This is a genomic window from Vibrio pomeroyi, assembly GCA_041879425.1.
Classification (GTDB): domain Bacteria; phylum Pseudomonadota; class Gammaproteobacteria; order Enterobacterales; family Vibrionaceae; genus Vibrio; species Vibrio pomeroyi_A.
Genome location: CP090855.1, coordinates 772,929 through 797,596, shown reverse-complemented (window position 1 = coordinate 797,596; position 24,668 = coordinate 772,929). Strand labels below are relative to the sequence as shown.

Here is a 24,668-nt window from a genome sequence, read left to right as displayed (position 1 = left end):
TTCTGTGCCGCGTAATAACCACGGATTTCTTGGGCGCATAATGCCAGACAGTCGTCATTCAACCAAGTAGCGAGTGCAGAAGCCTGTAGATTCAGTGAAGCTATGAAGCCATATCGGGGGCGAGCTTTACATGTCTACCCATGTCATGGACTCATGCGATACCGATCTCCCCATATGTGACACATCCCCTATTTTACAAAGTGTAATGATTCATATGGTGAATAAATTTATGGTTTAGATAATTATTGACCATATTGTGATTTAATTGGCTTAGGGAAGAGAGTAAATCATGGATGGTTTTTCGCTGGATATTAGAACACTTAATTTTATTATTATTTTGTTCTCTTTCATTTACTGCATTGGCTTGTTGCTGTTCCAATTTACCCAACAGTCCATTAAAGGGCTTTCAATTTTTTCCATTTCAATATTTGTTATTGGAAGTGGGCCGCTGATGTTGAGCCTAAGAGGGGAAATCCCTGATTGGATCACTGTTATTGGCGCCAACATGGTCATTGCGCTTGGCTTTCATCTCGCTTTGTATAGCTTATGCTTGTTTCGAGAATACTCCCTAAAATGCATCTACCTCAGCAGTCTGATGATGTTGGCTCTTTTCCCATGTTTTATTTATTTCACGTACTACGAACCTTCCATCAAGGCTCGAATTATCCTCATTAGTTTCTATTTAGCCTTTGTGACTATTTGCACTGCTTTTGCGGTATTGAAGGGGCAACGCGAGGATTTATCTTTAGCAACTCGGATGATGGCCTTGTCATTTTTGATATATGGCGGGTTTATGACTTTCCGAGTAATGGTGACGCTATTTGCGGCTGAGCTTCAGGATTTCATGGCGGCCGCGCTCATTCATCAACTTGCCTTTTTAGTCAGTATTGTTCTTATCGTATCGATGAGCTTCACGATGCTCTGGTTGATTAATGCAAGGTTGCTTAGGTCTATTCATGACCTGTCTTACAGTGACCCTTTAACTGCACTTGGAAACCGCAGAGCATTAGATGAAATGGTTCCACTCATTATGAAGCCGTCGGGGGCTACACCTGTCAGTGCGATTATGATGGATATTGATAACTTTAAGTCGATCAATGACCAACACGGTCACATTGTGGGTGACCTCGTCATCAAGTCTTTTGCTGAAATGGTTCAAAGTGCGATAAAAACATCGCCATCAGCCAGTGCGTTCCGTTTTGGCGGAGACGAGATAATGATTTTATTGCCCAATTTTAATTTCCTACAAGCGCAGGCTATTGCCTGCAAGCTGCGATTGTCTATTTCAGAGATCTCAGCAGTGCAAGGAAATGAGATGTTTCTGACGTCGAGTTTCGGTGTTGCTCAGCTTCACCCGCATGAGAGTTGGAATGGGTTTATTAGTCGAGCAGACAAAGCGTTGTATCAAGCGAAAACAAACGGTCGTAATATGACTTCAGTTTGTCCTAGTCATATTAACGAGCTCGTCGATGCCTGATGAGAGGTATTTATACGTTAGTTTGATGCACCACTATTTTGATACGACCATTATATTGTTGGTTGTGGTTTTGAGTCGGTATTTTGCGTTAGCTTCTGAGCCTGGGCGGTTTCAGCTTTATCAGCAGGCACAAAATGTTTATCTGTTAGCGTCACTGTCATTGCTTCATGTTTTACCGTTATGGTCTGTGATTCTCGTGGGGCTTCGTTGGTGGTGGTCGGTTCAGCGAATGCCATTAGTGAGGTTGTAAATACGATTGTTGCTAGTACGATTTGAGTGAGTGTTTTCATTTGGCTGTATCCTATTGAGTAAAGGTAATTACAAATAGCTGATACGGGCACTATAAAAATTATGTGAAGGTGGTTCTTATCATTTTACGCCATCATAAAAATTATATGATGGCGTGATGTATTTACCATAAGTATGAATGAAAGGGCGGTTCGCTTACGTTTGTTTGTCAGGACTCACCTCGGTATTGTTGGTCAAACTACTGCCACATCACCAATACTGCGGCGATAGAGAGTAAGACTAGCGCAAGAATGTCTTTGCGGGCGATGCTCTGACCCAACCAGAAGTAAGAAATGAGAACCATGAAGACTACTTCAATTTGCCCTAAAATCTTTACGTAAGGCACGGCTTGAAGTGACATCGCGCTAAACCAGCCAAGAGAGCCAACCACACTGGCTAGGCTTGTCATCACAACCAGTCTCGACTTCTTGAATATCTGGCGTAATGTGTCGCGTTCTTTAAAGAAGAGGTAAGTACAGATGATGAATGTCTGAAGGGTAATCACCAGAAATAGAACCCAAGCAGCGCTATGAGGGAAGGGGAGGCCAATGCTCAAACTGGCTTCTCGCACCCAAAGAGACGTTAAAGCAAAGGCGGTACTGCAAGCCATACCCAACAAAAAGACTTTAGGAGAAAGGCTTCGCCACCCTGAAGCGCTACTCATGATGAGCACACCCAAGGTACCAATTAACACGCCTATCCAGCCTGTTACGGTTAATGCCGTACCAAAGAAGAGCACCGAAAGTACTGCTGAAACGGGAGCCTCACACTTGGCAAGCCCAGCACCAATCGTATAGTTTTCTAGCTTAAACAGCATCACCATTAAGCCTGTCGCAAGGATCTGCATGATTGCCGCAGCAACTATGTAGAAAACAAACTCACCGGAAAAATTAGGCGCTGAGACTGGCTGCCATTGATATAAAGCGTAGAGGTAGAGAAGTGCAATTGGTCCTGCCCAAATAAAGCGAGCCAGCGTGACGCCAGCCACACTCATTGTGCCGGCTAGCTTGCTTTGAAAGGCATTGCGCCAAGATTGGCTGAAGGCAGCAAGCAGGGTAAAGGCGATCCAACTAAAAGACATGACGCTTCCATGTGTGATGTAATTTGATGGTGATACTAACAAAAAATCACATGATAAGAAGTGTCATGATCTGCTTATACCCACAGGCTCACCTTTATTCTCTATTCGGCAGTAGATATCTCTTCAACAGTTCGATACTTTCTTCAGAAGATCGGCTGTTTCTTGTTTTTGAAATAGAACAATGCGCTAATCAAAACGAACAGTAAGGCGAAGTAATAGCAGAATGAAGACAGCGATGCTAAGAAGGCGAGGTTCTGTTCTATTTCTTGCTCGGTGTAATTATTAGAGACCAACTTGTAGTAGTAAGCATACAAAATACCGATCAGTCCGTATCCGAGGTTAAACATCAAACCTTTGAAACTAAGAACCGTGGCTCGGTTGTGTGACTCGGTCTTTTTATTTAGGTGGTAACTGATGAAAATGTTCATCGTCATGATGATAAAAATAAGCACCAGCGCAGGAACTACCCCATAGATTGACCACCCTAAGCTGATCCAATAGTAAGTCGTAATACTTGCTAAGCCCATGACTATAATAAAGGTTTTTGGCTCGATACTTTCTGCTAACCTGCGGCTTTGTCCCGCTAAAATGATTTTTAGTAAACTGATTCCCGCGCCAATAAAACCAAAATAGATAATAGGAATATCGATCGCGAGATAGTATTGGCTGTTCATGGTTAAGAACATACGTGAAGTGTGTTCGAACAAGCTGTAATAGAGCAAGATGAACAGCACGTAAGGCGTAGCAAGTACCCACTTACCGGTATCAGCCGTTAACTTGAGGCTGGCGATAGTCGTTGCTAATTTGCTCTGATCGCTTGGCATCACCTTCTTTTCTTCGCGCATGTTTACTGCGGCATAAATGGCGAGCAACGCGACCAATAGCGTGGCGAATACAGGAATACGCATCAGGTCTTTGGTGCTTTCTGGCTCGGCTAATCCAAGAGCATGAAAGATGTTCGCCATGAAATTCACATCGTACATCGCGGCACCGATCAAGGTGACAAAGATACCGACACTAGAGGTGATACGGAGCTGGATTTGTAACACTCGCGGCCACAACTCTTCATTGCCTTGTTCTTTTAAGGTGTCGTAAGCCAGTGCCTCATCAGCACCGCTTGCTAATGCCATCGCTAGCCCGCTGAGTATCCGGTTGACCAAGAAGACCATGAACACCAAGTTAGCGTCTCCGGTCGGTACGAGCGCGATCATCGCGATCTCAATGAACATCACAATCGAAGACAACACCACAAGCTTTTTACGACCTAAGGTATCGGCGAATGCCCCAGATGGTACTTCTGCAAGCACGATGGTCGCCGCCCAAACTACGTTGAGCATGGCAAACTGAGAAAGGGTTAAGCCGTAATCTAAATAGAGTAAGGTGAAAATAGGGTAATAAAAACGCGCAAAGTAGCTGCTTCTGAACATTAAGAAGTAGCGGACATTGGGAATTTTCAGGATTTCTTTGAGCGTCATGATAATTTCAGCACTTTAAATAACACATTATTATGTATAAACCTTTTTACCTTATAAATCATGGAATTGTTGTCATAATTCCAAATCATCTGATTTAGATGATTTTTGAGATTATCGTTCATGGTGGGTTATAGGCTTGACGGTCTGCGTATGATTGGTGGAAGGGGGGAGGAGTTTATCTGAGCTATATGTTGTTCTATTTACGCACAACATGACTTGTCTATGATTCTTGGGCTATCAATTGAAGGGGACAACTCGCAATAAAAAAGGCAGCAATAATTGCCGCCTTTATCATTATTTTATTGGGTAATCATTAAACCCTAATTGCTTAGATATATTTCTGCCTGCGTTGTGCAGTAACTCCACATAATGAGCTTTTTTCTCTTCATCAAATCGAATGGTAGGAAATGAAATTGAGACACCAGCAATTACGGTACCAAAACGGTCGTAAACTGGAGCTGCGATACAACGTAAGCCTGGCTCTTGTTCTTCATTATCTTCGCCAAAGTGCTGCAGTTTAACCGCTTTCAGTTCATCAATAAGTTGGTCGACGTTTTCGAGGGTATTTTTTGTGCTTTTTACAAATTCGGCGTCTGCCAGCTGAGTGCGAACGAATTCTTCGTCACGTTCTGCTAATAACACTTTACCAATCGCAGTTGTATGTAGAGGATTTCTTCGACCAACACGAGAATGCATGCGTAGAGCGAAGCTAGAATCGATCTTGTGGATGTAGATGATAGAGCCATGGTCCAGCGCACCTAAGTGAATGGTTTCATTGGTCTCTTCGGAGATCACACGCATCTCTTTCTCTGCGATTGTGATCATATCAACCCACTCGAGTGATTTTGAACCAAGTTCGAACATCTTTAATGTGAGTGAGTATCGGTCAGCTTCGCCTTGTTGAGACACATAGCCAAGCATTTTCATTGTTTGTAGAAAGCGGTAGGTAGTGGCTTTAGACATCATTAGACGTTGTGAAAGGTCTGATACGCCTATTTCCTTCTGTTCCCCCAGAGATTCAAGAATATTAAAAACTTTTAATACCGATGAAACGGCTTCTGGTTGGGTGGACTTCTCCATTTTTCTTCCTTTGGGCTATCTAATATCAAGACAAAATACCACTTTTCGTAATTTCTAAAAAGCCTTTTCAAAAAAATAAAAAACGAGAACGATCAACTTCAAAGTTTTAACTCAATTAGAAATTATTTTTGAAATGTCGTTTCAAAAATAATTGTCAGCAACGAGTTTATGTTTTATTGTATGACTAAATCGAGTGGGCGACATTACAGAAATGCCACAACACTAAACGTAATTGAGGAAGCGAACATGATGTTAGAGTCATTCAATCTGGAAGGTAAAGTAGCGATAGTGACGGGTTGTGATACCGGTCTTGGTCAAGGTATGGCAATTGGTTTAGCTGAAGCTGGATGTAAAGTGGTTGGCGTAAATCGTGTTGAGCCAACAGATACCATCGAGAAAATGAATGCAGCGGGTCATACGTTTTTAGACGTACGTGCTGACCTTCTAAAGCAGGAAGATATTCCTGGAATTATAGATAAAGCGCTGACTGAGTTTGGTCACATCGACATCCTTGTTAATAATGCCGGCATTATTCGCCGAGAAGACGCGATTGAGTTTTCTGAGCAAAACTGGGATGACGTAATGAACATCAATACTAAGACCGTTTTCTTTATGTCTCAGTCGGTTGCGAAGCAGTTTAAAGCGCAAGGCACTGGCGGAAAGATCATTAATATCGCATCAATGCTCTCTTTCCAAGGTGGTATTCGTGTTCCTTCGTATACTGCGTCTAAGAGTGCTGTAATGGGCATTACCCGTGCGATGGCGAACGAATGGGCGAGCGATAACATTAATGTTAATGCGATTGCACCTGGATATATGGCAACCAACAATACTCAAGCACTGCGTGAAGATGCTGATCGTAACCAAGCTATTCTTGAGCGCATTCCTGCTGATCGTTGGGGTACACCAAAAGATGTCGCTGGCCCATGTGTGTTCTTAGCATCACCTGCATCGGATTACATTAATGGTTATACCATTGCTGTTGATGGTGGATGGTTAGCACGATAACGATTTTTGTAATATAAGATGGTTAACGAGATCGTTGCACAAGCTGTAGGGCTAGTAAGTTTCCTTCTGGGCCTTTCGACCTTTTACCAGAAGGACGACAAAAAGCTCAAAGTGGTTATGTTGATGTTGAACGTTAACCATCTTATTCATTTTTTATTATTGGGTTCCATTACATCGGCAATCGGTGCTTTGATTTCAGCACTCAGAACTGGCACCGCGATGTATACCAAATCGCTGTGGGCTGCAGGGTTATTTATTGCCCTCGCGGTTGGCAGCGGAATCGGTTTTGCTCAGCATTGGTATCAACTTCTGCCTTTAGCGGGAACGATTATTGGAACGTACTCAATATTTAGATTGAACGGTATTGCACTAAGAGTCGGCTTTTTATTGGGAGCTGTATGCTGGCTAACTAATAATCTGATCATTGGTTCAATTGGTGGCTCGCTAATGGAAATATCAGTGATAGGGATTAACCTCGTTACTATTTTTCGTCTATACCAAGATAACGCCAAGTGCAAAATTACGCCGCAACAACAGGAATAAAAACGACATGTTTGTGTATAACGAAGACGTGAAAATGGAAGATCTTGGCGCGGGAGTTTCTCGCAAGGTGCTTGCTCATAGCGAGAACGTGATGGCTGTAGAAGTTCATTTCGAAACAGGCGCTGTTGGTGCGTTGCATACCCATCCTCATGAGCAGCTCACATACGTTTTGTCGGGAGCCTTTGAGTTCACGATTGGCGATGTAACGAAAGTGGTACGCGCAGGCGACACTATGTACAAAGAGCCGGGTATCGAACATGGCTGTGTTTGCCTAGAAGCCGGCGTATTAATTGATAACTTTACGCCAATGCGTAAAGACTTTGTTTAAGCTCTAAATTTTTTAGAACGAACATTTGAGCACTAATTTTTAAATTTGCAGTAATGCTGCGGGAGAAAGTAAATGAAAATCGCACTAATGATGGAAAACAGTCAAGCAGGCAAAAATGCAATGGTATCAGCTGAACTAGAGTCAGTTGTTGGTGGTTTTGGTCACGATGTTTTCAACCTAGGAATGACAGACGAGAACGATCACCACTTAACGTATATTCATCTAGGTATTATGGCGAGCATTCTGATTAACTCAAAGGCGGTTGACTTTGTTGTGACAGGGTGTGGCACTGGCCAAGGTGCTTTGATGTCGCTGAACTTACATCCAGGCGTGGTTTGTGGTTACTGTTTAGAACCTTCTGATGCGTTCTTGTTTAACCAAATCAACAACGGCAACGCTATCGCGCTCGCTTTTGCGAAAGGTTTTGGTTGGGCTGGTGAACTAAACGTTCGTTACATCTTTGAAAAAGCGTTCACAGGTGAGCGTGGTCAAGGTTACCCGTTAGAGCGAGCAGAGCCACAACAACGCAATGCCGCGCTTCTTAACGAGGTAAAAGCAGCGGTAGTGAAGGATAACTTTATTGATTCACTGCGCGCTATCGATCAAGATTTAGTGAAGACAGCTGTGGGTAGCCCTCGTTTCCAACAGTGTTTCTTTGATAACTGCCAAAACCAAGAAATTGCTGATTATGTTCGTTCGCTTTTGGACTAATTCTAACGCTTGACTTCAGAGAGCCAGCCCAATGAGGCTGGCTTTTTTATATCCGGTGTTTGGATAATTAGTGGCTGATATTCAGTCAATACCAAGCGATAGGCGCCTGAGTCATGGCTTGGTATACCTCCTAGGCTCGTAATTTGGTCGCTATATCCCTAGGTTACTTGATCTATTTTTGCCCCTTCTCGCCACGATGTATCCAAATATCCATCAATGATCTTTTCAACCTAAAAAGCGCCGATCTCAATAATCCAACCTCGATCTCATTTGTATGACTTTTGCATTCTTTGGATCACAAAAATCACATATTACCCTTAAATAAAATATCGTTAATGTAATAATGAAACGGTATTTTAAAAATTAAATCATTTAAACGGAACAATAATGAAAAGGGGTTCGTAATGAATATCGACATGCTCGTTGTTGGTGTCTACTTTATCTTTATGATAGCGATTGGCGTCATCTTCAAACGTTTTGCAGGCAGCTCTACCAGTGATTACTTTCGTGGAGGAGGCAAGATGTTGTGGTGGATGGTTGGCTCTACCGCATTCATGACGCAGTTTAGTGCTTGGACATTCACTGGCGCTGCGGGTAAGGCTTTTACCGATGGGTTCCCAATCATGGTTATTTTCATGGCGAACGCATTTGGCTTTCTACTTTCTTGGTTGTTCTTTTCATACCGCTTTCGACAAATGCGTGTTGTTACACCTATTGAAGGTGTGCGTCGTCGCTTCGGTGCAACTAATGAACAAGTGTTTACGTGGGCGACAATGCCGACAAGTGTGGTTTACACCGGTATCTGGCTAAATGGTCTCGCACTCTTCGTTAGTGCTGTGTTTAAAGTTGATATCGAAACCACGATTATTGTCACTGGTTTGATTGTTCTCTTTATTTCCGTACTGGGCGGAGCATGGGGGGTGGTTGCTTCAGACTTTGTGCAAATGGTTGTGATCATGGCGGTGACGGTGGTTTGTGCTGTGGCTGCATTGGCAAAAATTGGTGGTCCAACGAATCTTATTGAACAGTTTCCTACCGACAGTGTAATGGGCTCTGATATGAACTATCCATTGCTGTTCATATCTTGGTTTATCTTCATGTTCGTTAAGCAGCTGCAAAACATCAACAACATGCAAGATTCATATCGCTTCTTAACGGCGAAAGATTCAGTTAACGCACGTAAAGCAGCACTCCTAGCGTTTGCATTGATGTTGATAGGACCGGCAATTTGGTTCTTACCACCTTGGGTAACGGCGATTATCTATCCTGAAGCGGCAACTGTGCACGCGGCTGAGCTTGGTAGTAAAGCAGCTGATGCAGTCTATCTAGTGTTTGTCGAAAACGTCATGCCGGTTGGTATGGTGGGACTGCTTATGTCGGCTGTATTTGCGGCAACAATGTCTTCAATGGATTCAGGTTTAAACCGAAATTCAGGTGTGTTTGTGCGTAACTTTTATGCGCCAATCATGAACAAAAACGCGGATGACAAGAAGTTGATGAGAGTGAGTCAGTTTATGACCATGGTCTTTGGCATATTGATCATCATGGTGGCTCTGTTCATTAACTCTCTACGAGGTCTAAGCCTTTTCGACGCAATGATGTATGTAAGTACGCTATTACAAATGCCAATTCTAGTGCCATTGTTCTTCGGTATGTTTATTAAGAAAACACCTGACTGGGCAGCTTGGGCGACATTAGTGGTGGGTATGATGGTGTCTTACATCGTGAGTTTTGTGCTTACAGCGGACGTCGTTGCCAATCTATTAAACCTAGAAGTTCCGTTCACAGGACGTGAAGCGAGTGACCTAAAAGTTCTGCTTGGGGTTATTGGTCACCTTGTGATTACGGGTGGTTTCTTCTGCCTAACGACTAAGTTCTACAAAGAGCCAGTGGGCAAACGAAACACAGAACTTAAAGAGTTTTGGAGTGATGTTGCGACTCCTGTTATCGAAGAGGAAGGACAAGATGAAATGGATCGCCAACAACGCGACATGCTAGGGAAACTCATTCTGGTTTTCGGTGCACTTGTAACGGCGATGGTACTAATCCCGAACCCATTCTGGGGTCGCATGGCCTTTATCTTCTGTGGTGCAGTGATTGTTACTGTGGGTTCTCTGTTATTGAAGAGTGCGAGGAAAACGCCTCGGTTAGAAGTATCTACATCTAAGTAATCGGCAATAACTAGTTATGTAGAAGTAACAAGAGTATAGGCCAGAGGGCGCTCTCTGGCTTATATGAACCACCTCGTAGAGGGGCTTTAGGAAACCATTTCATGATTGAATTTTTCCCTAAAGTTTATCAATACAGTTTTCTACAAGAGTTTGAATTATGTCTTCATACATACATAAAGATTTTCTATTGCAGGGGGACACTGCCAAGCGTTTATATCACGATTACGCGGCAGGTCTTCCCATTATTGATTATCACAATCACTTAGATGCCAAAGAGATTTATGATAACCATCAATACGACAATATTGCTCAGGCTTGGTTGAGTTGCGATCACTACTTGTGGCGTGCATTACGAAGTAACGGAGTCGATGAACATTACATCACAGGTAATGCGAGTGATTATGAAAAGTTTCAAAAGTGGTGTGAGACCATGCCGTATCTTATCGGCAACCCTCTGTATCACTGGTGTCATTTGGAGCTTAAGAAATACTTTGGTCTCGATTTACTGCTCAACCTAGATAATTGCGAGGCTATTTGGCAACACTGTAATCAAAAACTCAGCCAAGGGTCTCTCCGATTCCAAGCTCTGCTTAAAGAGAGCCGAGTCGATACCTTGTGCACCACTGATGATCCACTGAGTGATTTGAGCTATCACGATAAGCTCAATCGTTCAGAATTTACTGTACAAGTCTTACCGACATTCCGTGCTGATAGCCTGATTGAAATAGAGAATCAAAATAGCTTTTTAAAGACGCTCAATTCACTGGCTTCGATCACCGACACTGACGTGGTCGATTTTGCAACCTACGCTCAAGCAATTACCTCTCGCGTGGATTATTTTGCACAGCACAACTGTTGTTTATCTGATTTAGGGTTAAAAATTGTGGATTTTTCACACTATCATCCTGACGTACTTGATCAAGCTATAGCGAAGGTCAAACGTGGTGATGCGTTGAATAGTGGAGAAATTTCGCAGTTTAAGACGGCCGTTTTTGAAGTGCTTGGTAAGGCTTATCATAAGCATGGTTGGTCGATGCAAATTCATATTGGCGTGTTAACTAATGTAAATCAGCGCCGCTTTGATGATCTAGGTGGCGGTACGGGTTTCAGTGTTATCAGTGACAACCCAATTGCAGAAAACCTGAGTCATTTATTGAGTTTGTTAGATCAAGACCGCCAGCTCCCTCAGACCATCGTATATAGCCTTAACCCGAAAGATAGCGCAGTGCTTGGGTCAATCATAGGCGCTTTTCAAGACAGTGATGCGCAGCCAGGTAAAGTGCAGCTTGGTTCTGCGTGGTGGTTTAACGATCATAAGGCGGGTATGGAAAAACAACTTCAAGACCTAGCAAATTTAGGGGCTCTAGGACGCTTTGTCGGAATGTTAACCGACTCTCGCAGCGTGTTGTCACTCTCTCGTCATGACTATTTTCGTCGCATTCTATGTAACTTACTTGGTAAGTGGGTCGATAACGGGGAGCTACCGAATGATGAGCCTTTGCTTAAACAGAGTGTCGAGAACATCTGTTATCAAAACGCCAAACAATACTTCAATTTTCATTCATCTAAAGATTTAGTATAGGTATCCATTATGCTGCAGTTTACCTCTCAGGAAATGGCGGTCATTCGTCAAAATGCCAGCCAAGAGATCATCGAACAAATTATTCAAGATAATCAGGTTGTGCTTACTTCAGACACTCTCGTTCCACCTGATGCCCGCGCAACATGGAATTTATATTATTTTTGCCCCACGCATGGGGTTCGCTTAAGTTGGGATAGAGACCGACCCACTCAACATGTGTGCCCTGTTGATGGCGAAGTGCTTACTGGGGAACCTTATGACGGTGCATGGTGGCGTTGGCTTAATGGGCTCAATTCGAAAGCGTGTAATGACCTAGGCTTACTTTGGCACATTACTCAAGACCACAAATACTTCGAAAAAGTTCGTGAGATCTTATTAGGTTATGCAGAATACTACCCGAATTACGAAGAACATGGCGGTATTCCATACAATGGTCCAGGCAAAGCAAACGCGCAAACTCTTTGCGAAGCGAATTGCAATATTGATTTTGCCCGAGGCTATGATTTCGTTAAAGAGCAGTTGAATACCGAAGAGCAATTGTTTATTGAACAGCGCTTGTTACGCGAAGGCGCTGAGTTCCTGATGCAACATCGAGCTGATCAATTGCATAACCATGAAATGAAGATTTCCGCGACTATTGGCGTGATAGGCTTGATACTTGGTGACCGAAAATTCATCGACTTTGCGGTGAGCACACCTTATGGCTTGAAGTATCAGTTAGAGCATGGTGTAAAGGGGGAGGGCTTATGGTTTGAAGGTTCTATCCATTATCATTACTACGCTTTACAAGCACTTCTGAATTTCGAAAAAATGGCATGTAAAACAGAGTACTCACTACAATCGGTGCCAAACTTCCATACCATGTTGGCGTTCCCGCTCAAGCTACTCATCAATACGGGTGACTTTCCACGTCTGAACGATTGTATTGCGGGTCAAGAGAAGTTAACTCATAGCCACCTGTTCGAATTCGGGTATCGCGAGTTCCGAGACCCTTTATTTGCATCTGCGTTACAGAGTATCTATCAAGATAAGCCACGCAACAATATCGACGCGCTGTTGTACGGTGTTGATGCATTACCTGTGGCAGAGCCTCTTATATGCCAGTCTATTCATGCAGAACAATCAGGCGTCACGATCATGTACGATCGAGAGCACGATAACATGCTATTAATTAAGCACTCTCCATATGGTGGTGAGCACGATCATTATGATCGACTTGGGATGATCATTACTCGAAATGGTAAAGAAATTTTGCCTGACTTGGGAACAACAGGGTACGGTGCTGAATTGCATTATGGGTATTATAAAAACACGGTGACGCACAACACCTTGGCGGTGAATCAGAAGAATCAACCGCCAGCCAACACTCAGGTGAATACGTTTGTAAAAGAACAGTCCTACACATGGTTAGACACACAAACAGATTGGTGTGGTGAGTTACCGACGGTCGATAGCCATACTATTGTTCAGTGGGATTTAGCCGCGTACAAAGATGTGATGTTTCGCCGTCAAATTCTGTGGTTAGGGGATGTGGCGATTGAATTTAATACCGTGGAAAATCCTCACCAACAACAATTGGATTTGGTTTGGCATATCAGAGGACAACATTGTGCTTTGGCACAGGCACAAGGTTGCGACAATCCACTAGATGGGCCTTTAGCAAGAATGACGAGCTGCCATGAGATGCCTCTTAAAGCGGCCACTAATTTACGTTATTCGGTTGATGGACAAACCGAATTCAATCAACAACTAATAATAACGGATAGCTCTGCGACTCTGTTGTTGGGGTATGCGCCAGACAACCCAGCAACCAGTGATTTAGCCTACTCGATTTTGCGTAGCCAAGAAGCGGTTCTTAAAGTTGCCACGGTACATAACTTGACGCAAAACGATGAGGTTCGAGTTTCTGATATCGAGTGGCGATCGGACGTTATCAATTTAAAGTTGATAAGAAATAGAGTGGCACAATCTATTTCAATTAACCAAGAAACGGGTGTTACTTTATTCGTTTGATCTGATAACAACATTAAAGATTTATAACTCATTGAATTGCAAGACTTCACATTAAAATTAAAACGCCCTCAAGATTGGTCTCTTGGGGCGTTTTGTGCTTAGAAGTTCATGAAATGGAAGATCAAATACTGGCTGTCATCAGAAAGATGGTTTGTTGCGAAGCACTTGATTCTTAATCACTTTAGCGGCCACTTCGATGATTTGAGATTCTTGCTCAGACGCTTTAGACGATAAGTTGTAAAACATAATACAATCTTGCTGAATCATATTTGGCGCTTCTTGGAGCTCGATCTCACGTACCTCACCACTTTGTATGTATTGGGCTAGGTTCTTCCGAGGACACACAACCCATCCATCTTGCTTTAACTTTTCGATAAGCAGGCTTTGTGATGTGACCACTTCAAATTCGCTACTGATCTTGGTGTGTCTAAGCTCGTTCGCAATGTCATTCTCAGTGATTAATTGACGAAAGGTAGCCAGTTCAGCAATCGAAATCGTTCGGTTTGGAATGCTAGAGTGAACGGATGTGAACAGGCTCAGCTGAAAAGATCCAAGGTTGATATTACCGATCCCCGCGTTTGGATGTAAGTTGCCCATCCCAGGCATAATGGCAAACAGGGCATCTCCGTCTTCTATCTGCTGTAAACAGTGGTTTCTATCTCTTTGCAGCCAGTTGATAAGCATGTGAGGGTGAAGAGACTTGATCTCAGACTCAATGCTAAGCAACAGCTGAAAAGGAATCGAGCTATCGTGATAAACGGTAATGTTGTTGAGCTCGCCTTTGTAAGCAGATAAGGCTATGTTTTCGAACTCTAATGATTGTCTCGCCAGTAACCGTGCTCTTGGGTACAGACGATGAGCAATGTCCGTTGCAACTGCCTTTTTCCCTTCGATAGAAAACAGCTCCATTCCCATCAAATCTTCTAGCGCGTTGATTCTCTCTCGCACCGTAGAACGAGCCTTGTTCAATCTTTTGCTGGCGGCACTGTAGCTTTGAAGTTCATAGACACTAGTGAAGCATGCTACCTGTTCATTCGAAATCATCATCTGATTACCTTTGTACTGTTTGGACGTCCATTTTGGATTTATATGTTTGAACTTAGCAAAGTACTCTACATCCGTACACACAAGATTGTTAACGGAGATTTCAGATGAGAAAGTCGATTATTTCATTGGTCACTGCGGGCTTATTTTCGACAACCGCAATGGCGGATATCAAGCCTATGTCTACAGTGCCAGCAAAAGCGAATGAGCAAGTCACACTGGAGAACTGGACGCATGTGCCATTTAATAAATGGGCTTTCCAGAACATGGGAATCCATCCAACGGTTATGGTGTCTCGAGATGGTACAATCAACGAGATCCCACAAGCATTGAATGCGGAAGTCGCTCAACACAAATTTACTTATGCTGGGGAAGAGCTGACTTTTCGTGATGCGATGATTAATGATCACACCGATGGCTACATTATTATTCAAGACGGAAAGATACTTCATGAGGAGTACTTTGGTGACTTCACAGCAAGAGATCACCACCTGTGGGCTTCAAGTACCAAATCTTTGGTTGGCCAAGCTTTAGGTTTGTTGGTTGAGCAAGGTAAGGTTGATGTTGAGAAAAAGGTCAGCACATACATTGAAGAGCTTAAAGGAACACACTTTGGTGAGCAGACTCTACGAACTTTACTGAATATGACCTCTGCGATTGATTACAGCGAAGACTACGTCAACATGGCTCCGGGTGATGTGCATTTCGAATACTTCCGCCGATTAGGGTTTATTCCAGCGTATGACTTGCTGGCATTGGATCCAACAAAGACAGATAAGCCTCGTGACTTGCTGAGCTTCTCTGCGATGTTTGAACAGAATGAAAATTTAAAGGTGAACGATAAGTTTGAATACCACAGCCCGAACGTTGATGTTATTGGTTGGGTTGTCGCTCGAGTGTCAGGTCAAACGCTTGATCAATTTATTGCTGACAACATCTGGAACAAACTCGGCACAGAGCATGACGCCTTCTTCATGACGGATATGAACTACAACCCAGTTGCAACTGGCGGTTTCAATACTACGCTAAGAGACTTTGCGCGTGTTGGGCTGGCGATGGTCAACAATGGCGAATACAACGGCCAACAAGTCTTCTCTGAAAAGTGGGTCAAAGACAGCTTCAATATTACGCCAGAAGAAAATCGACACATGATGAACAGTGTCTACAAAGATACTGAAGTTCAGGTTTTTGATTCGCATTTAGAGGGTTACAAAAACTTCCTTTGGGTGCATGACTCAGACAAAAACATTGCGACATATCGAGGGGTGTTTGGCCAGTTCTTGTATATCAACCAAGACAAGAACGTCGTCATCGCAACCTTCTCTTCAGCAGAGAGCGCTTCGAATGCAGCGCGTGAAGAGTCAAAAGTGAGAGTAGAAGCCTTTGAGTCGTTAGCTAAGTCGTTATAGCGATAGGTGTCTAAATTAAAAGTCCCCTTAAGATAGGTTCTTGAGGGGACTTTTTACGTTTCTTTCTTTATCAATGGCTAACAGCTAACAGCTAACAGCTAACAGCTAACAGCAAGTGAGCGAGTCACTACTCGTTTTCTGTTTGCTTTGAAGCGTTGGATGTTTTGCCTTGCTTCAACCAGTTATCGAGTACGTGTTGCAACGCATCCAATGAAGTTGGTTTTTCTAGGCGGCCATCCATTAACTTGCTGATCATGTCGAGTTCGCGTTGCCCCGATTCGCCAGACAGAGCAATGATTGGCGTATTGGGCGAGCGTGCCTTGATGATCTGACTTGCGTCAAAACCGTCCATTACTGGCATCTGCACATCCATCAAGATCAAATCAACTTGATGGGTTCTAAACAGTTCAACCGCATTCTCACCATTCTTGGCTTGTAAGCTGTTTACGCCGAGCCTGCTTAAATACATCTGAACAAGGGTGCGCTGTACCTCTTTGTCATCAACAATCAGCACGGTTGGCGCAAGATGGTTTGATGCTGGTGGATTTGTTGGTTGCGCCTTTTCTGGCTCAGTTTTGGGTGCAGTTGCCGGTTCAGTCGCTTTATCAACGCTGGACGTTGGGTTCTCTGGTTGCACTTCTGCTTCGGCTTGATCTTCCGTCGGTTGGTTGTGTTTCCAATCGTTGAAGTAAGGCGTACGCAGGTCATCCGCTTTTGGCGCATTCGGCACAACAGGGAAGTACAGGTGGAACTCAGTAAATTCACCAAGCTTAGATTTGCACTCTACTCTGCCACCGAATGAACGCATCACACGTTGGCAATAACCTAAACCTAAGCCGCTACCGCCACTCTTTTGGTAAGAGAAAAAGTCATCGAAGATCTTATGGGCGATGGTCTCATCTATCCCTGGACCTGTATCTCTGAAAACGAGCACGTTCTCGTAAGAGCCAGTTTTGGTGCTGATTTCGATTTGACTGTCTGGATACGAATCAAAGTAATAGATTGCGTTACGAATCAGGTTAAAGATAACGAAGTTGAATAAGGTCTCGTTCAGCTTTGCCACAAAATCAGCGTGTTGTGGTAGGCGAATTCGTTCAATGATCTTTTCGTTCTCAAAACCATAATGACTCACTGCCTGATCTACGGCTTTGTGAATTGAGGTCATGGTGACAGGGCCATGCTCAGGGGAGCTATCACTGACTTCACGCAAGATGATATCAATCAGTTGTCGACCACGTTGGATCGCAGCTTGTCCGTTCTCGATATCAAGTAGGATCTGTTTCGCTGGCGCTTGATTATCGATGTGCTGTTTGAGAACTTCGAAATGGAGTTGCACTTGAGCAAGCGGGTTACGCATCTCATGGGCAATGGAGTTAGCCAGAGCACGACTTTGGCGAATGCGTCTATCCGCTTCGATGGTACTTTGCACACGAGTTAACAAGGTTTGCAGTGCAGAGATTTCTTCGTTAGAGAACATCTGATCGTTGCTCTTGTGCGATGACACCAACAAGTGCGTGACCGATTTTCCCTGACCAAACAGAGGCATTACCAAGGCCGTGTTGTTCGAACTCATCTTCTCATAGAGCGCCTTGATCGAACGTTTTGCTGGCGCAGTGTAATCGAGCTCTTCAGACAACTCATCGAATACCAAAACAGATTTGTTGGTCGACAGGTAGTCTTCGTAGAAAGTCTCGTTGTAGTTGCTGTTAACAAGGCGCAGTTTGTCTTCTGGGATTTGCAGTAGACTACCCAAACGACGCATCGCATCATCAATTGATAGCTTGAAATCTTCCTCTAGAGCAAGGATTTGCTGCACTGGCGTTTTCTTGTTTCCGTAGACAAAGAAGGAAGCATAACGGCTCACTCGTTTGTAGAGCACATGCCAAGTAATGCCTATTAGCGCGCAGATTGGAATGGCGATTAGCCATTGATTATCTTCGGTCAGCGGGATGAATATCGCACCAAACGGTATCACTAAAATAGCACACACTAACAGGGCGTTCAGGCTCATGTACGCAAGGTATTTCACGCTGTAGAAACGAGATGTCAGCAGGGCATATCCAACGAACAACATCTCACTAATAGACAAGGCGGGTGGTAGCCAAGTCAGTGAGAAATCACGCAAGAAGTAAGTCATACCTAGGTGGATCGTTGCTGTGGACAACATGAACACCAAGATACCTGCAATCATGTAGCTGGTTTTGGTCAGCGTGAGCTTGCTGCTGTTGGCACGCATTGCCACTAGGTTACCCAGTGTCAGTACCACAAAGCTGATCATGCCGATGAAGAAGTACGAAGTGTGCGGGCCAAATTCAATCACGAACTGACTTGGGCCAACAATGATAACGTCTTCAACGGTTAAGCCTGGTCTTAAATTAATAAACAAGGAGTAGACGGTTAGAGTGACGAAAATCGCTTGTTGCCATAGGTGCACCTTACCGTTGCGTTGCTCGGCGGCAAGCTGGCACGAGAAGTAATACGCGAAGGCAAACGCAAAGAAAGAGGCGAGGTTGGCAAATTTGGCTGCAAACACAGCCGCTGACGGCCCAAGCTCTGGTAATAAGTCGGTATGGAAATACGCATTACTGCTGATCCACGCAACAATACAGACCGAGTAGGCGATGTAGGCAACGTGGTGTGTACCTACGATCGCTTCGCTTTTTAGTTTCAGACGGTAGCAATAGTAGAGTAACCACATCACGACCACAGCAACCGTCGCAAGAAGCGTTATCGCTTTGGCGTGGATGATGGCTTCTAAGCCGAAATCAAACATGTTCGTCCTTATTTACCGAGCTTGGCTGTTGCAGAGAATCTGGTTGTTGAACAGAGCTTAACTTTTCTGCTGAGCCAAACTTTCTGCTGTTACGCACGGCGCGTTTGTAGCCTTTAAAATCGGTGTCATTGAATACGTTGACCATCAATTCGAAATTCCAAAAGCCACGGTAAATGGTGGTGCCATCATCGTTCAATTCGCAATATCCCGAATGGAAATACGCTTTTGGGTCAATAGCTTGATAAAACTGAAGCATGAAAGGTTGTTCAATGATGGTGAAGCCAATTTTATAGCCAACTTGATGTAAGACGCTCATCAGCTCTTTTTGAGCGAGATAGAGGAAGTAGAGTTTTTGTTGGGTATTTCCACTGACGGTTAAGCGCAGAACTTCACATATGGCTCGAGTTTCGGATAGTTGTAACTGAAACTGATTATCGAATTTTGGCAGAGAATCACATTTTGACAATATCGGTGGCGTGAATAGCTGTAACCCTGAAAGTGAATCGTAACCATGATTTGGTAAGCAGTATTGCCAGTGATCATTGCTGAATGGCGGCGCGTAGCTTAGCCAGGTTTCATTTTTTGACCAGTCTTGAATCAATGCGGAAGAAACTAATGTCGGGAAGGCTTCATCGTCTGGGTGTTTGAGCAGGATAAAGTGCTTACCCGTTTGTGACAGGTGTAATAAAGGCAGCATCTCAAACCATTTTTCACCCTTGATGAAAACCTCAAGGTTGCTTAAAGCGATGGCATCACTGATAGGCATGCCTTGTGGGTGACTGGGTGTTTGCACCACAAGTTGATCATCTTCTATCTGATCGATGATCGCACTGTAATAAGCGCTGTCTTTAATGGGAAGATCTATACCAGAGGGTGAACGACTATCGAGCGGCGACTTTGCCTTAAGAGCAGCAATTTCGCATTCACACCAAAAGTCTAACCAATGCATGTAACACTGACCTGCCGCTTCCTCTAGCAATGCCATCTCGGTCGATAAGCTACTTGGATAGCGTTGAATGAGATCGCGATAGTCCATCAATTCAAATAAAACGGAGAGGCTTTTGTGTTGATGTTCTGGGAAGAACGATTCCAATAGTCGTCTACGGTAGTCTGTGACGGTTTGGAAAAGTGCAGTGCGATCTTGTGGCTGATAAGTGTTGATCACGAGCTCGATAAGCGCGTGTTGTTTCTTTTCGATAGCCAGACTGCTAGCCAACAGTGAGACTAAAGACGACGTTAATTCCATGGTGTTAACCTAGCCTAGGTTTATATAATTATTTTTATTGGATTTGCACTCGTTAACCAGACACGAATTGTTATTAAGTTATTTGATATAAAGTTACTTTGTTGAGATTGAGTAGCTCTAATTGTGTCTATCGTTTTTAAAAACAAGTTGCATAATCGAGCGCAAGTTTACTACTTGCGCACCCCCTTAACAACAGACATTTACTAGTTTATAAGTTGCTAAATTAGAATGTTCTCAATCACTTAGAGCCTAACCTTGTTCCGAGTTTAGCCAGTGTCAATTGAGCATAATCCTTTGAATTTATAAATTAACGTAAAATATCTATTTTTTGAACTAAGCTCATAAATCATACGCAACTGAATTCACCTTTTTAATCGTAAGGAATATAACGGCGAGCCAAAATATATAATTAACTGATGAGTGTTGTATGTCTCATAACCGTTTATTTCCACGTCACCGTTTGGCGCTCGCTTGCATGTTAGCCAGTGTTTCCAGTTTCTCCTTTGCTCAAAGTCAGTGTGAGGTGCTTGATCTTCAGCAGGCGTCTGACCTTGCTCACGCTGTCTCATCAGCAGACAACAGCTGCTATGGCGCTTGGTTCTCTGCTCAAGAGAGTTCGTTAAACAATATCTATAGCGAAGCGAACCTAAGCCGTATTCAAGTGGAATTGAATTTAGAAATCGCTCACTACCGAGGCGATGCTGAACAGGCTCGTAAACTTGAAAACCTTGGCGAATTTGTTCGTGCTGCTTATTACGTTCGCTATAACGCGCGAGCGCAGGATTTCTCCGAGGCCTTGAGCCAGCGCTTCGCTCTATCTGTTAATACTTTTCTGGCGAACCCTAATGCTCTCGATCAAGGCCGTGAGCAAGTTGGGGCGATGAAAAGTCTGACGTTGATGGTCGATAATGTTAAGCAACTTCCACTGACCATGGATGCGCAACTTGCGGCATTGAATCACTTTAACCGTGAAACAGCGCAGGATTCACAATGGGTCGATGGTCTTAATAATCTCTTTCGAGCAATGGCAGGGCATGCCGCTCGAGATGATTTCTACGATTACATGGCAAACCACACCCAACATATCGATACGCTGTCGGCATTCGCTCGTGATAACACGTGGGCGTTGGATACAGATGCGAGCTTTCTGGTTTATAACGCCGTGCGTGAAACAGGCCGCTTGTTAGCCAGTCCGGACAAAGCGACCAAAGACAAAGCGATGCGGGTTATGCAGCAAGTGATGGTGCAAAATCCACTGGGCAGCGAGCACGATAAACTATGGCTAGCGGCTGTCGAAATGATGAGTTACTTCGCACCAGAAGGTTTGAATGGGTTAGACCTAGAGCAAGCGAAACGCGACTTGGCAACGCGTGTACTTCCTCATCGTTATGAGTGCCAAGGACCTGCGATTATTCGGTCTCAAGACCTAACGGAGTCACAAGCGATGGAGGCGTGTGATGTGTTGGCTGCCAAAGAGGCCGACTTCCACCAAGTCGCGAATACGGGTCAACAACCTGTCGCTGATGATAACAACGAGCGAGTTGAAGTCGCGGTGTTTGGCAGCAAAGGCAGTTACATTGATTATTCATCGTTTTTGTTTGGCAATACCACAGACAATGGCGGCCAGTATTTAGAGGGAAATCCTGTAGAAGTCGGTAACGTCGCTCGCTTTGTGGCTTATCGCTACGCCAATGGTGATGAGCTTTCTATTCTCAATTTAGAGCATGAATACACTCATTATCTCGATGCTCGCTTTAACCAATATGGCTCATTCAACGACAACCTAGCACATGGCTATGTAGTGTGGTGGTTAGAGGGCTTTGCCGAATTTATGCATTACAAACAAGGCTACGATGCGGCGATAAACTTGATTAGCAGCGGGAAGATGAGTCTGTCGGATGTGCTTGCGACCACTTACTCCCATGACTCCAATCGTATATATCGCTGGGGATACTTGGCGGTGCGCTTCATGCTGGAAGAGCATCCTCAAGAGGTACAAGGTTTATTGGCATTGTCTCGCACTGGTCAATTTTCCGAATGGGCACAACAAGTAAAAGCGCTAGGGCAGCAATACAATGGCGAGTTTGAGCGTTGGTTAGACTCTGTTTCAAGTGAACCCACAGAGCCGACTGATCCCACTCAACCGACAGATCCTACGCAACCAACAGGCCAAGCCATAGTGCTTACAGCAAACCAGAGTGTGGTGTTGAGTGGCGAGGCGTACAGTGAGCAGTTGTTCTATGTTGATATTCCAGACAACACTACGCATTTTGAAGTGTCTATTGAGGGACAAACTCAAGGTGATGCTGACCTCTATATGAGCTACAACAAACCAGCGCATTACTATGACTTTGAATTCAGCCAGTACGGTAATGGCAGCAATGAAGTGGTGACGTTTGAACAAGAACCTTCGGGCTACATCAAGTCGGGTCGTTACTATATGAGTGTTACGGGGCGTACCGATTTTAATGAGGTGTCGCTAACGGCATCGGTAGTCACAGAAACGCCAACGCCTCCAACTCAACAGCAAGATGACTTGACGCCTGTGGTATTGGAGTCAGGTCAGGCTCAAGTGCTTACCGTGCACCAACAACGTTATGCCGCTGTATATGTACCAGAAGGCGTACAAGAGGTGCGAGTGTGGCTGCACGATAAGAGCGACAATGCGGAAAACGAACAGTCGAATGCGGGTAACGTTGATCTATTCGCCAGCCACTCATATTGGCCAACAGCAGGGCAGTATGACTACGCATCTGATTACCGTGGAAGCAATGAGTACTTGCAAATTCCTGTAACAGAAGAAGGCTATATACACTTCTTATTGAGTGCAGAGCAGCAAGGGGATGATGTCGAGATGTTGGTCTATTTTCACTAACAGAACAGGCGTTAGGTAGTTGGCATTAAAAAGAGGTATTGTCCCAAACTGCATTAACGACAACGACAACGACAACGACAACGTCACTAAACTAAATGGTTTAATATCAATAAAGTAGACGGATAAAAGCCGGGCATTAGTGTCTGGCTTTGTTTTTCTGACAATCTTCTGTGTTTATAGAGTAGTTACACCATAATCTCTGATGAAGTGATGACATTCGAGGTTTAAGCTTGTCTGCATATGAAACATCATTGCGAGTAACCTATCGCGAGTGATAGAGGTAGAGATAAATTATGAAGAAAGTACTATTGGTAACCATATTTAGTGTCGCTGCGTTAGCAGGGTGCAGTCAGAAATCTGAGGTTCCAGAACAAGCACAAGAGACGGCAAATCCGATCTGTAGCACTAAGAACCTGACAGGTGGTTGGTCACAAAGCGATATTACGCCAGAAGCCAAGCAAGCTTTAGATGTGGTTCTTGGACAAATGAATACCTCAGCAAAGCTTGAGAAAATCTTGAGCGTTCGCACTCAAGTTGTCGCGGGTTTGAACTACGCGATCGAGTTTGAAATGGATAATGGGCAGGTGTGGAATACTGTTGTTTATCGTTCACTTCAAGGTGATATCGAAATGATGCAGGCTGCACAGCAAGGTCGTTTGTGCCAATAAGCTCGATTATCGAATAAGAAAAATGGCTCCCAATTGGGAGCCATTTTTGATTCTAATAAGGTTGGTTTATTACTTTCAGAAAAGGTCGTTTCTAATCCGTTTGCTCTGGTTAATAAATAGATGCTTAAGAAAGGACTGGTTCAGAAAGATTTGGCTCAGACAGTTCTTGTACACAAGCTCGGCTGATGTCTTCATCAATGTAAGCCATTCCCAGCTTGTTCAAGTAATCCATACGATCAGCAGTGCGAAGTTCAATGTCAGGGCCTGCGATGTTGTTCTCTTGATAAACCTTAGCCATGTGAGCCATGAATTGCTCGCCCACACTCATCATTAACAGGCTCATCGCACCCACGTCCGGTCTTACTTTGGCACGCTGCTTCTCAGACAGGTTTACCGCTAACACGATAGGTCGTTCTTCCCCTTCGAAACGAACACCACGCTCACGAACGGTTTGTTGCGCCCAGTAATACGCCAGCTCTTTACTCTGAGTCAGGAACACAGGCTCAACCGACTCGGTGTAGTTATTGCCAATCGTTGCCATGGTTTTTGAAGCGGCCTCATTGAGTGCTTTGTCTCCAGAACGTTTCAGTCCTTGTCCTTTAATTGAAGCAAGCAAGGCTGAAGACGTGCCGTGATACCAAGTATCACCCGTTGCGAAACCATTTTCTGATAGCAGCGTTTTTGCATCTTGTAGGTGTTTAGGTATTGAAGTCATAGGCACTCTCAATCAAAAGAAATATCAACAAACAGGAATCTCAACAACATGAACACAGTTAGCTTAAACAGATGTTGCTTAGCTGACCGTGGTGTAGAACACAATTCTTAGACTTTGAGATAAAGCCGGCAGTACAAGCTTTATCTCAAAGCCTTCCCCCGGATCTTACCGAAGTAAGAGA

At 44.0% G+C, this 24,668-nt stretch carries 19 protein-coding genes; 11 read left to right on the top strand and 8 right to left on the bottom strand.

Translation table 11 applies throughout. The annotated features are described in order from the left end of the window. Positions 1 to 289 precede the first annotated feature (289 nt). Positions 290 to 1,477, top strand: a complete 1,188-nt coding sequence (locus tag L0992_19490) for a GGDEF domain-containing protein (protein ID XGB70199.1) — start codon at positions 290 to 292, stop codon at positions 1,475 to 1,477. Between the two features lie 50 nt (positions 1,478 to 1,527). Here the strand turns inward: L0992_19490 and L0992_19485 are convergent, their stop codons facing one another. The 4 genes from L0992_19485 to kdgR all read right to left on the bottom strand — a co-directional run bounded on the left by L0992_19485 (position 1,528) and on the right by kdgR (position 5,401). Then, positions 1,528 to 1,767 carry a hypothetical protein gene (locus tag L0992_19485; protein XGB70198.1) on the bottom strand — a complete coding sequence of 80 codons (240 nt, stop codon included), beginning with the start codon at positions 1,765 to 1,767 and terminating at the stop codon, positions 1,528 to 1,530. A gap of 197 nt (positions 1,768 to 1,964) precedes the next feature. Continuing rightward, positions 1,965 to 2,846: a DMT family transporter gene (locus tag L0992_19480; GenBank protein XGB70197.1), complete on the bottom strand. Its 882-nt coding sequence runs from the start codon at positions 2,844 to 2,846 to the stop codon at positions 1,965 to 1,967. 143 nt (positions 2,847 to 2,989) lie between these two features. Continuing rightward, entirely contained in the window at positions 2,990 to 4,321 is a 1,332-nt protein-coding gene (locus L0992_19475; protein ID XGB70196.1) for an MFS transporter, read from the bottom strand. Between the two features lie 294 nt (positions 4,322 to 4,615). After that, the gene (gene kdgR / locus L0992_19470) at positions 4,616 to 5,401 is read right to left on the bottom strand and encodes a DNA-binding transcriptional regulator KdgR (GenBank protein XGB70195.1); all 786 of its coding nucleotides are present in this window, start codon (positions 5,399 to 5,401) and stop codon (positions 4,616 to 4,618) included. 246 nt (positions 5,402 to 5,647) lie between these two features. On the opposite strand from kdgR, the gene kduD reads away from it, so the two are divergent. From kduD to L0992_19435, 7 genes are all read left to right on the top strand, one after another. Next, positions 5,648 to 6,409, top strand: a complete 762-nt coding sequence (kduD, locus tag L0992_19465; protein XGB70194.1) for a 2-dehydro-3-deoxy-D-gluconate 5-dehydrogenase KduD — start codon at positions 5,648 to 5,650, stop codon at positions 6,407 to 6,409. A gap of 18 nt (positions 6,410 to 6,427) precedes the next feature. Beyond that, entirely contained in the window at positions 6,428 to 6,952 is a 525-nt protein-coding gene (locus L0992_19460; GenBank protein XGB70193.1) for a YgjV family protein, read from the top strand. Positions 6,953 to 6,959: 7 nt separating this feature from the next. Continuing rightward, a complete protein-coding gene (locus L0992_19455; GenBank protein ID XGB70192.1) occupies positions 6,960 to 7,280 on the top strand; it encodes a cupin domain-containing protein in 321 nt (106 codons plus the stop codon). Between the two features lie 72 nt (positions 7,281 to 7,352). Next, positions 7,353 to 7,991: an RpiB/LacA/LacB family sugar-phosphate isomerase gene (locus tag L0992_19450; GenBank protein XGB70191.1), complete on the top strand. Its 639-nt coding sequence runs from the start codon at positions 7,353 to 7,355 to the stop codon at positions 7,989 to 7,991. Between the two features lie 404 nt (positions 7,992 to 8,395). Next, on the top strand, positions 8,396 to 10,162 hold the full coding sequence (locus L0992_19445) for a transporter (protein ID XGB70190.1): 1,767 nt from the start codon (positions 8,396 to 8,398) through the stop codon (positions 10,160 to 10,162). A 157-nt stretch (positions 10,163 to 10,319) separates the two neighbouring features. Next, complete coding sequence (gene uxaC, locus L0992_19440; GenBank protein ID XGB70189.1) at positions 10,320 to 11,744, top strand: glucuronate isomerase; 1,425 nt, start codon at positions 10,320 to 10,322, stop codon at positions 11,742 to 11,744. Positions 11,745 to 11,753: 9 nt separating this feature from the next. After that, positions 11,754 to 13,757 carry a heparinase II/III family protein gene (locus L0992_19435; protein ID XGB70188.1) on the top strand — a complete coding sequence of 668 codons (2,004 nt, stop codon included), beginning with the start codon at positions 11,754 to 11,756 and terminating at the stop codon, positions 13,755 to 13,757. Positions 13,758 to 13,895: 138 nt separating this feature from the next. Here the strand turns inward: L0992_19435 and L0992_19430 are convergent, their stop codons facing one another. Further along, positions 13,896 to 14,804 (bottom strand): LysR family transcriptional regulator, encoded by a 909-nt coding sequence (locus tag L0992_19430; GenBank protein XGB70187.1) that lies wholly within the window; start codon positions 14,802 to 14,804, stop codon positions 13,896 to 13,898. Between the two features lie 104 nt (positions 14,805 to 14,908). Between L0992_19430 and L0992_19425 the strand changes: the two genes are divergently transcribed. Continuing rightward, positions 14,909 to 16,210, top strand: a complete 1,302-nt coding sequence (locus L0992_19425; GenBank protein ID XGB70186.1) for a beta-lactamase family protein — start codon at positions 14,909 to 14,911, stop codon at positions 16,208 to 16,210. A gap of 127 nt (positions 16,211 to 16,337) precedes the next feature. Here L0992_19425 and L0992_19420 read toward each other — a convergent pair whose 3' ends face one another. Then, on the bottom strand, positions 16,338 to 18,983 hold the full coding sequence (locus L0992_19420; protein ID XGB70185.1) for a hybrid sensor histidine kinase/response regulator: 2,646 nt from the start codon (positions 18,981 to 18,983) through the stop codon (positions 16,338 to 16,340). Then, positions 18,976 to 20,229 carry an acyl-homoserine-lactone synthase gene (locus L0992_19415; GenBank protein XGB70184.1) on the bottom strand — a complete coding sequence of 418 codons (1,254 nt, stop codon included), beginning with the start codon at positions 20,227 to 20,229 and terminating at the stop codon, positions 18,976 to 18,978. Before L0992_19415 ends, L0992_19420 begins: the two co-directional genes overlap by 8 nt. 427 nt (positions 20,230 to 20,656) lie before the next feature. Here L0992_19415 and L0992_19410 point away from each other — a divergent pair, with 427 nt between their 5' ends. Continuing rightward, positions 20,657 to 23,104 (top strand): M9 family metallopeptidase, encoded by a 2,448-nt coding sequence (locus L0992_19410; GenBank protein ID XGB70183.1) that lies wholly within the window; start codon positions 20,657 to 20,659, stop codon positions 23,102 to 23,104. A 293-nt stretch (positions 23,105 to 23,397) separates the two neighbouring features. Then, positions 23,398 to 23,772 carry a cystatin domain-containing protein gene (locus tag L0992_19405; protein ID XGB70182.1) on the top strand — a complete coding sequence of 125 codons (375 nt, stop codon included), beginning with the start codon at positions 23,398 to 23,400 and terminating at the stop codon, positions 23,770 to 23,772. A gap of 124 nt (positions 23,773 to 23,896) precedes the next feature. On the opposite strand, the gene L0992_19400 is transcribed toward L0992_19405, so the two are convergent. Then, positions 23,897 to 24,487: a hypothetical protein gene (locus L0992_19400; GenBank protein XGB70181.1), complete on the bottom strand. Its 591-nt coding sequence runs from the start codon at positions 24,485 to 24,487 to the stop codon at positions 23,897 to 23,899. Positions 24,488 to 24,668: the final 181 nt, after the last annotated feature.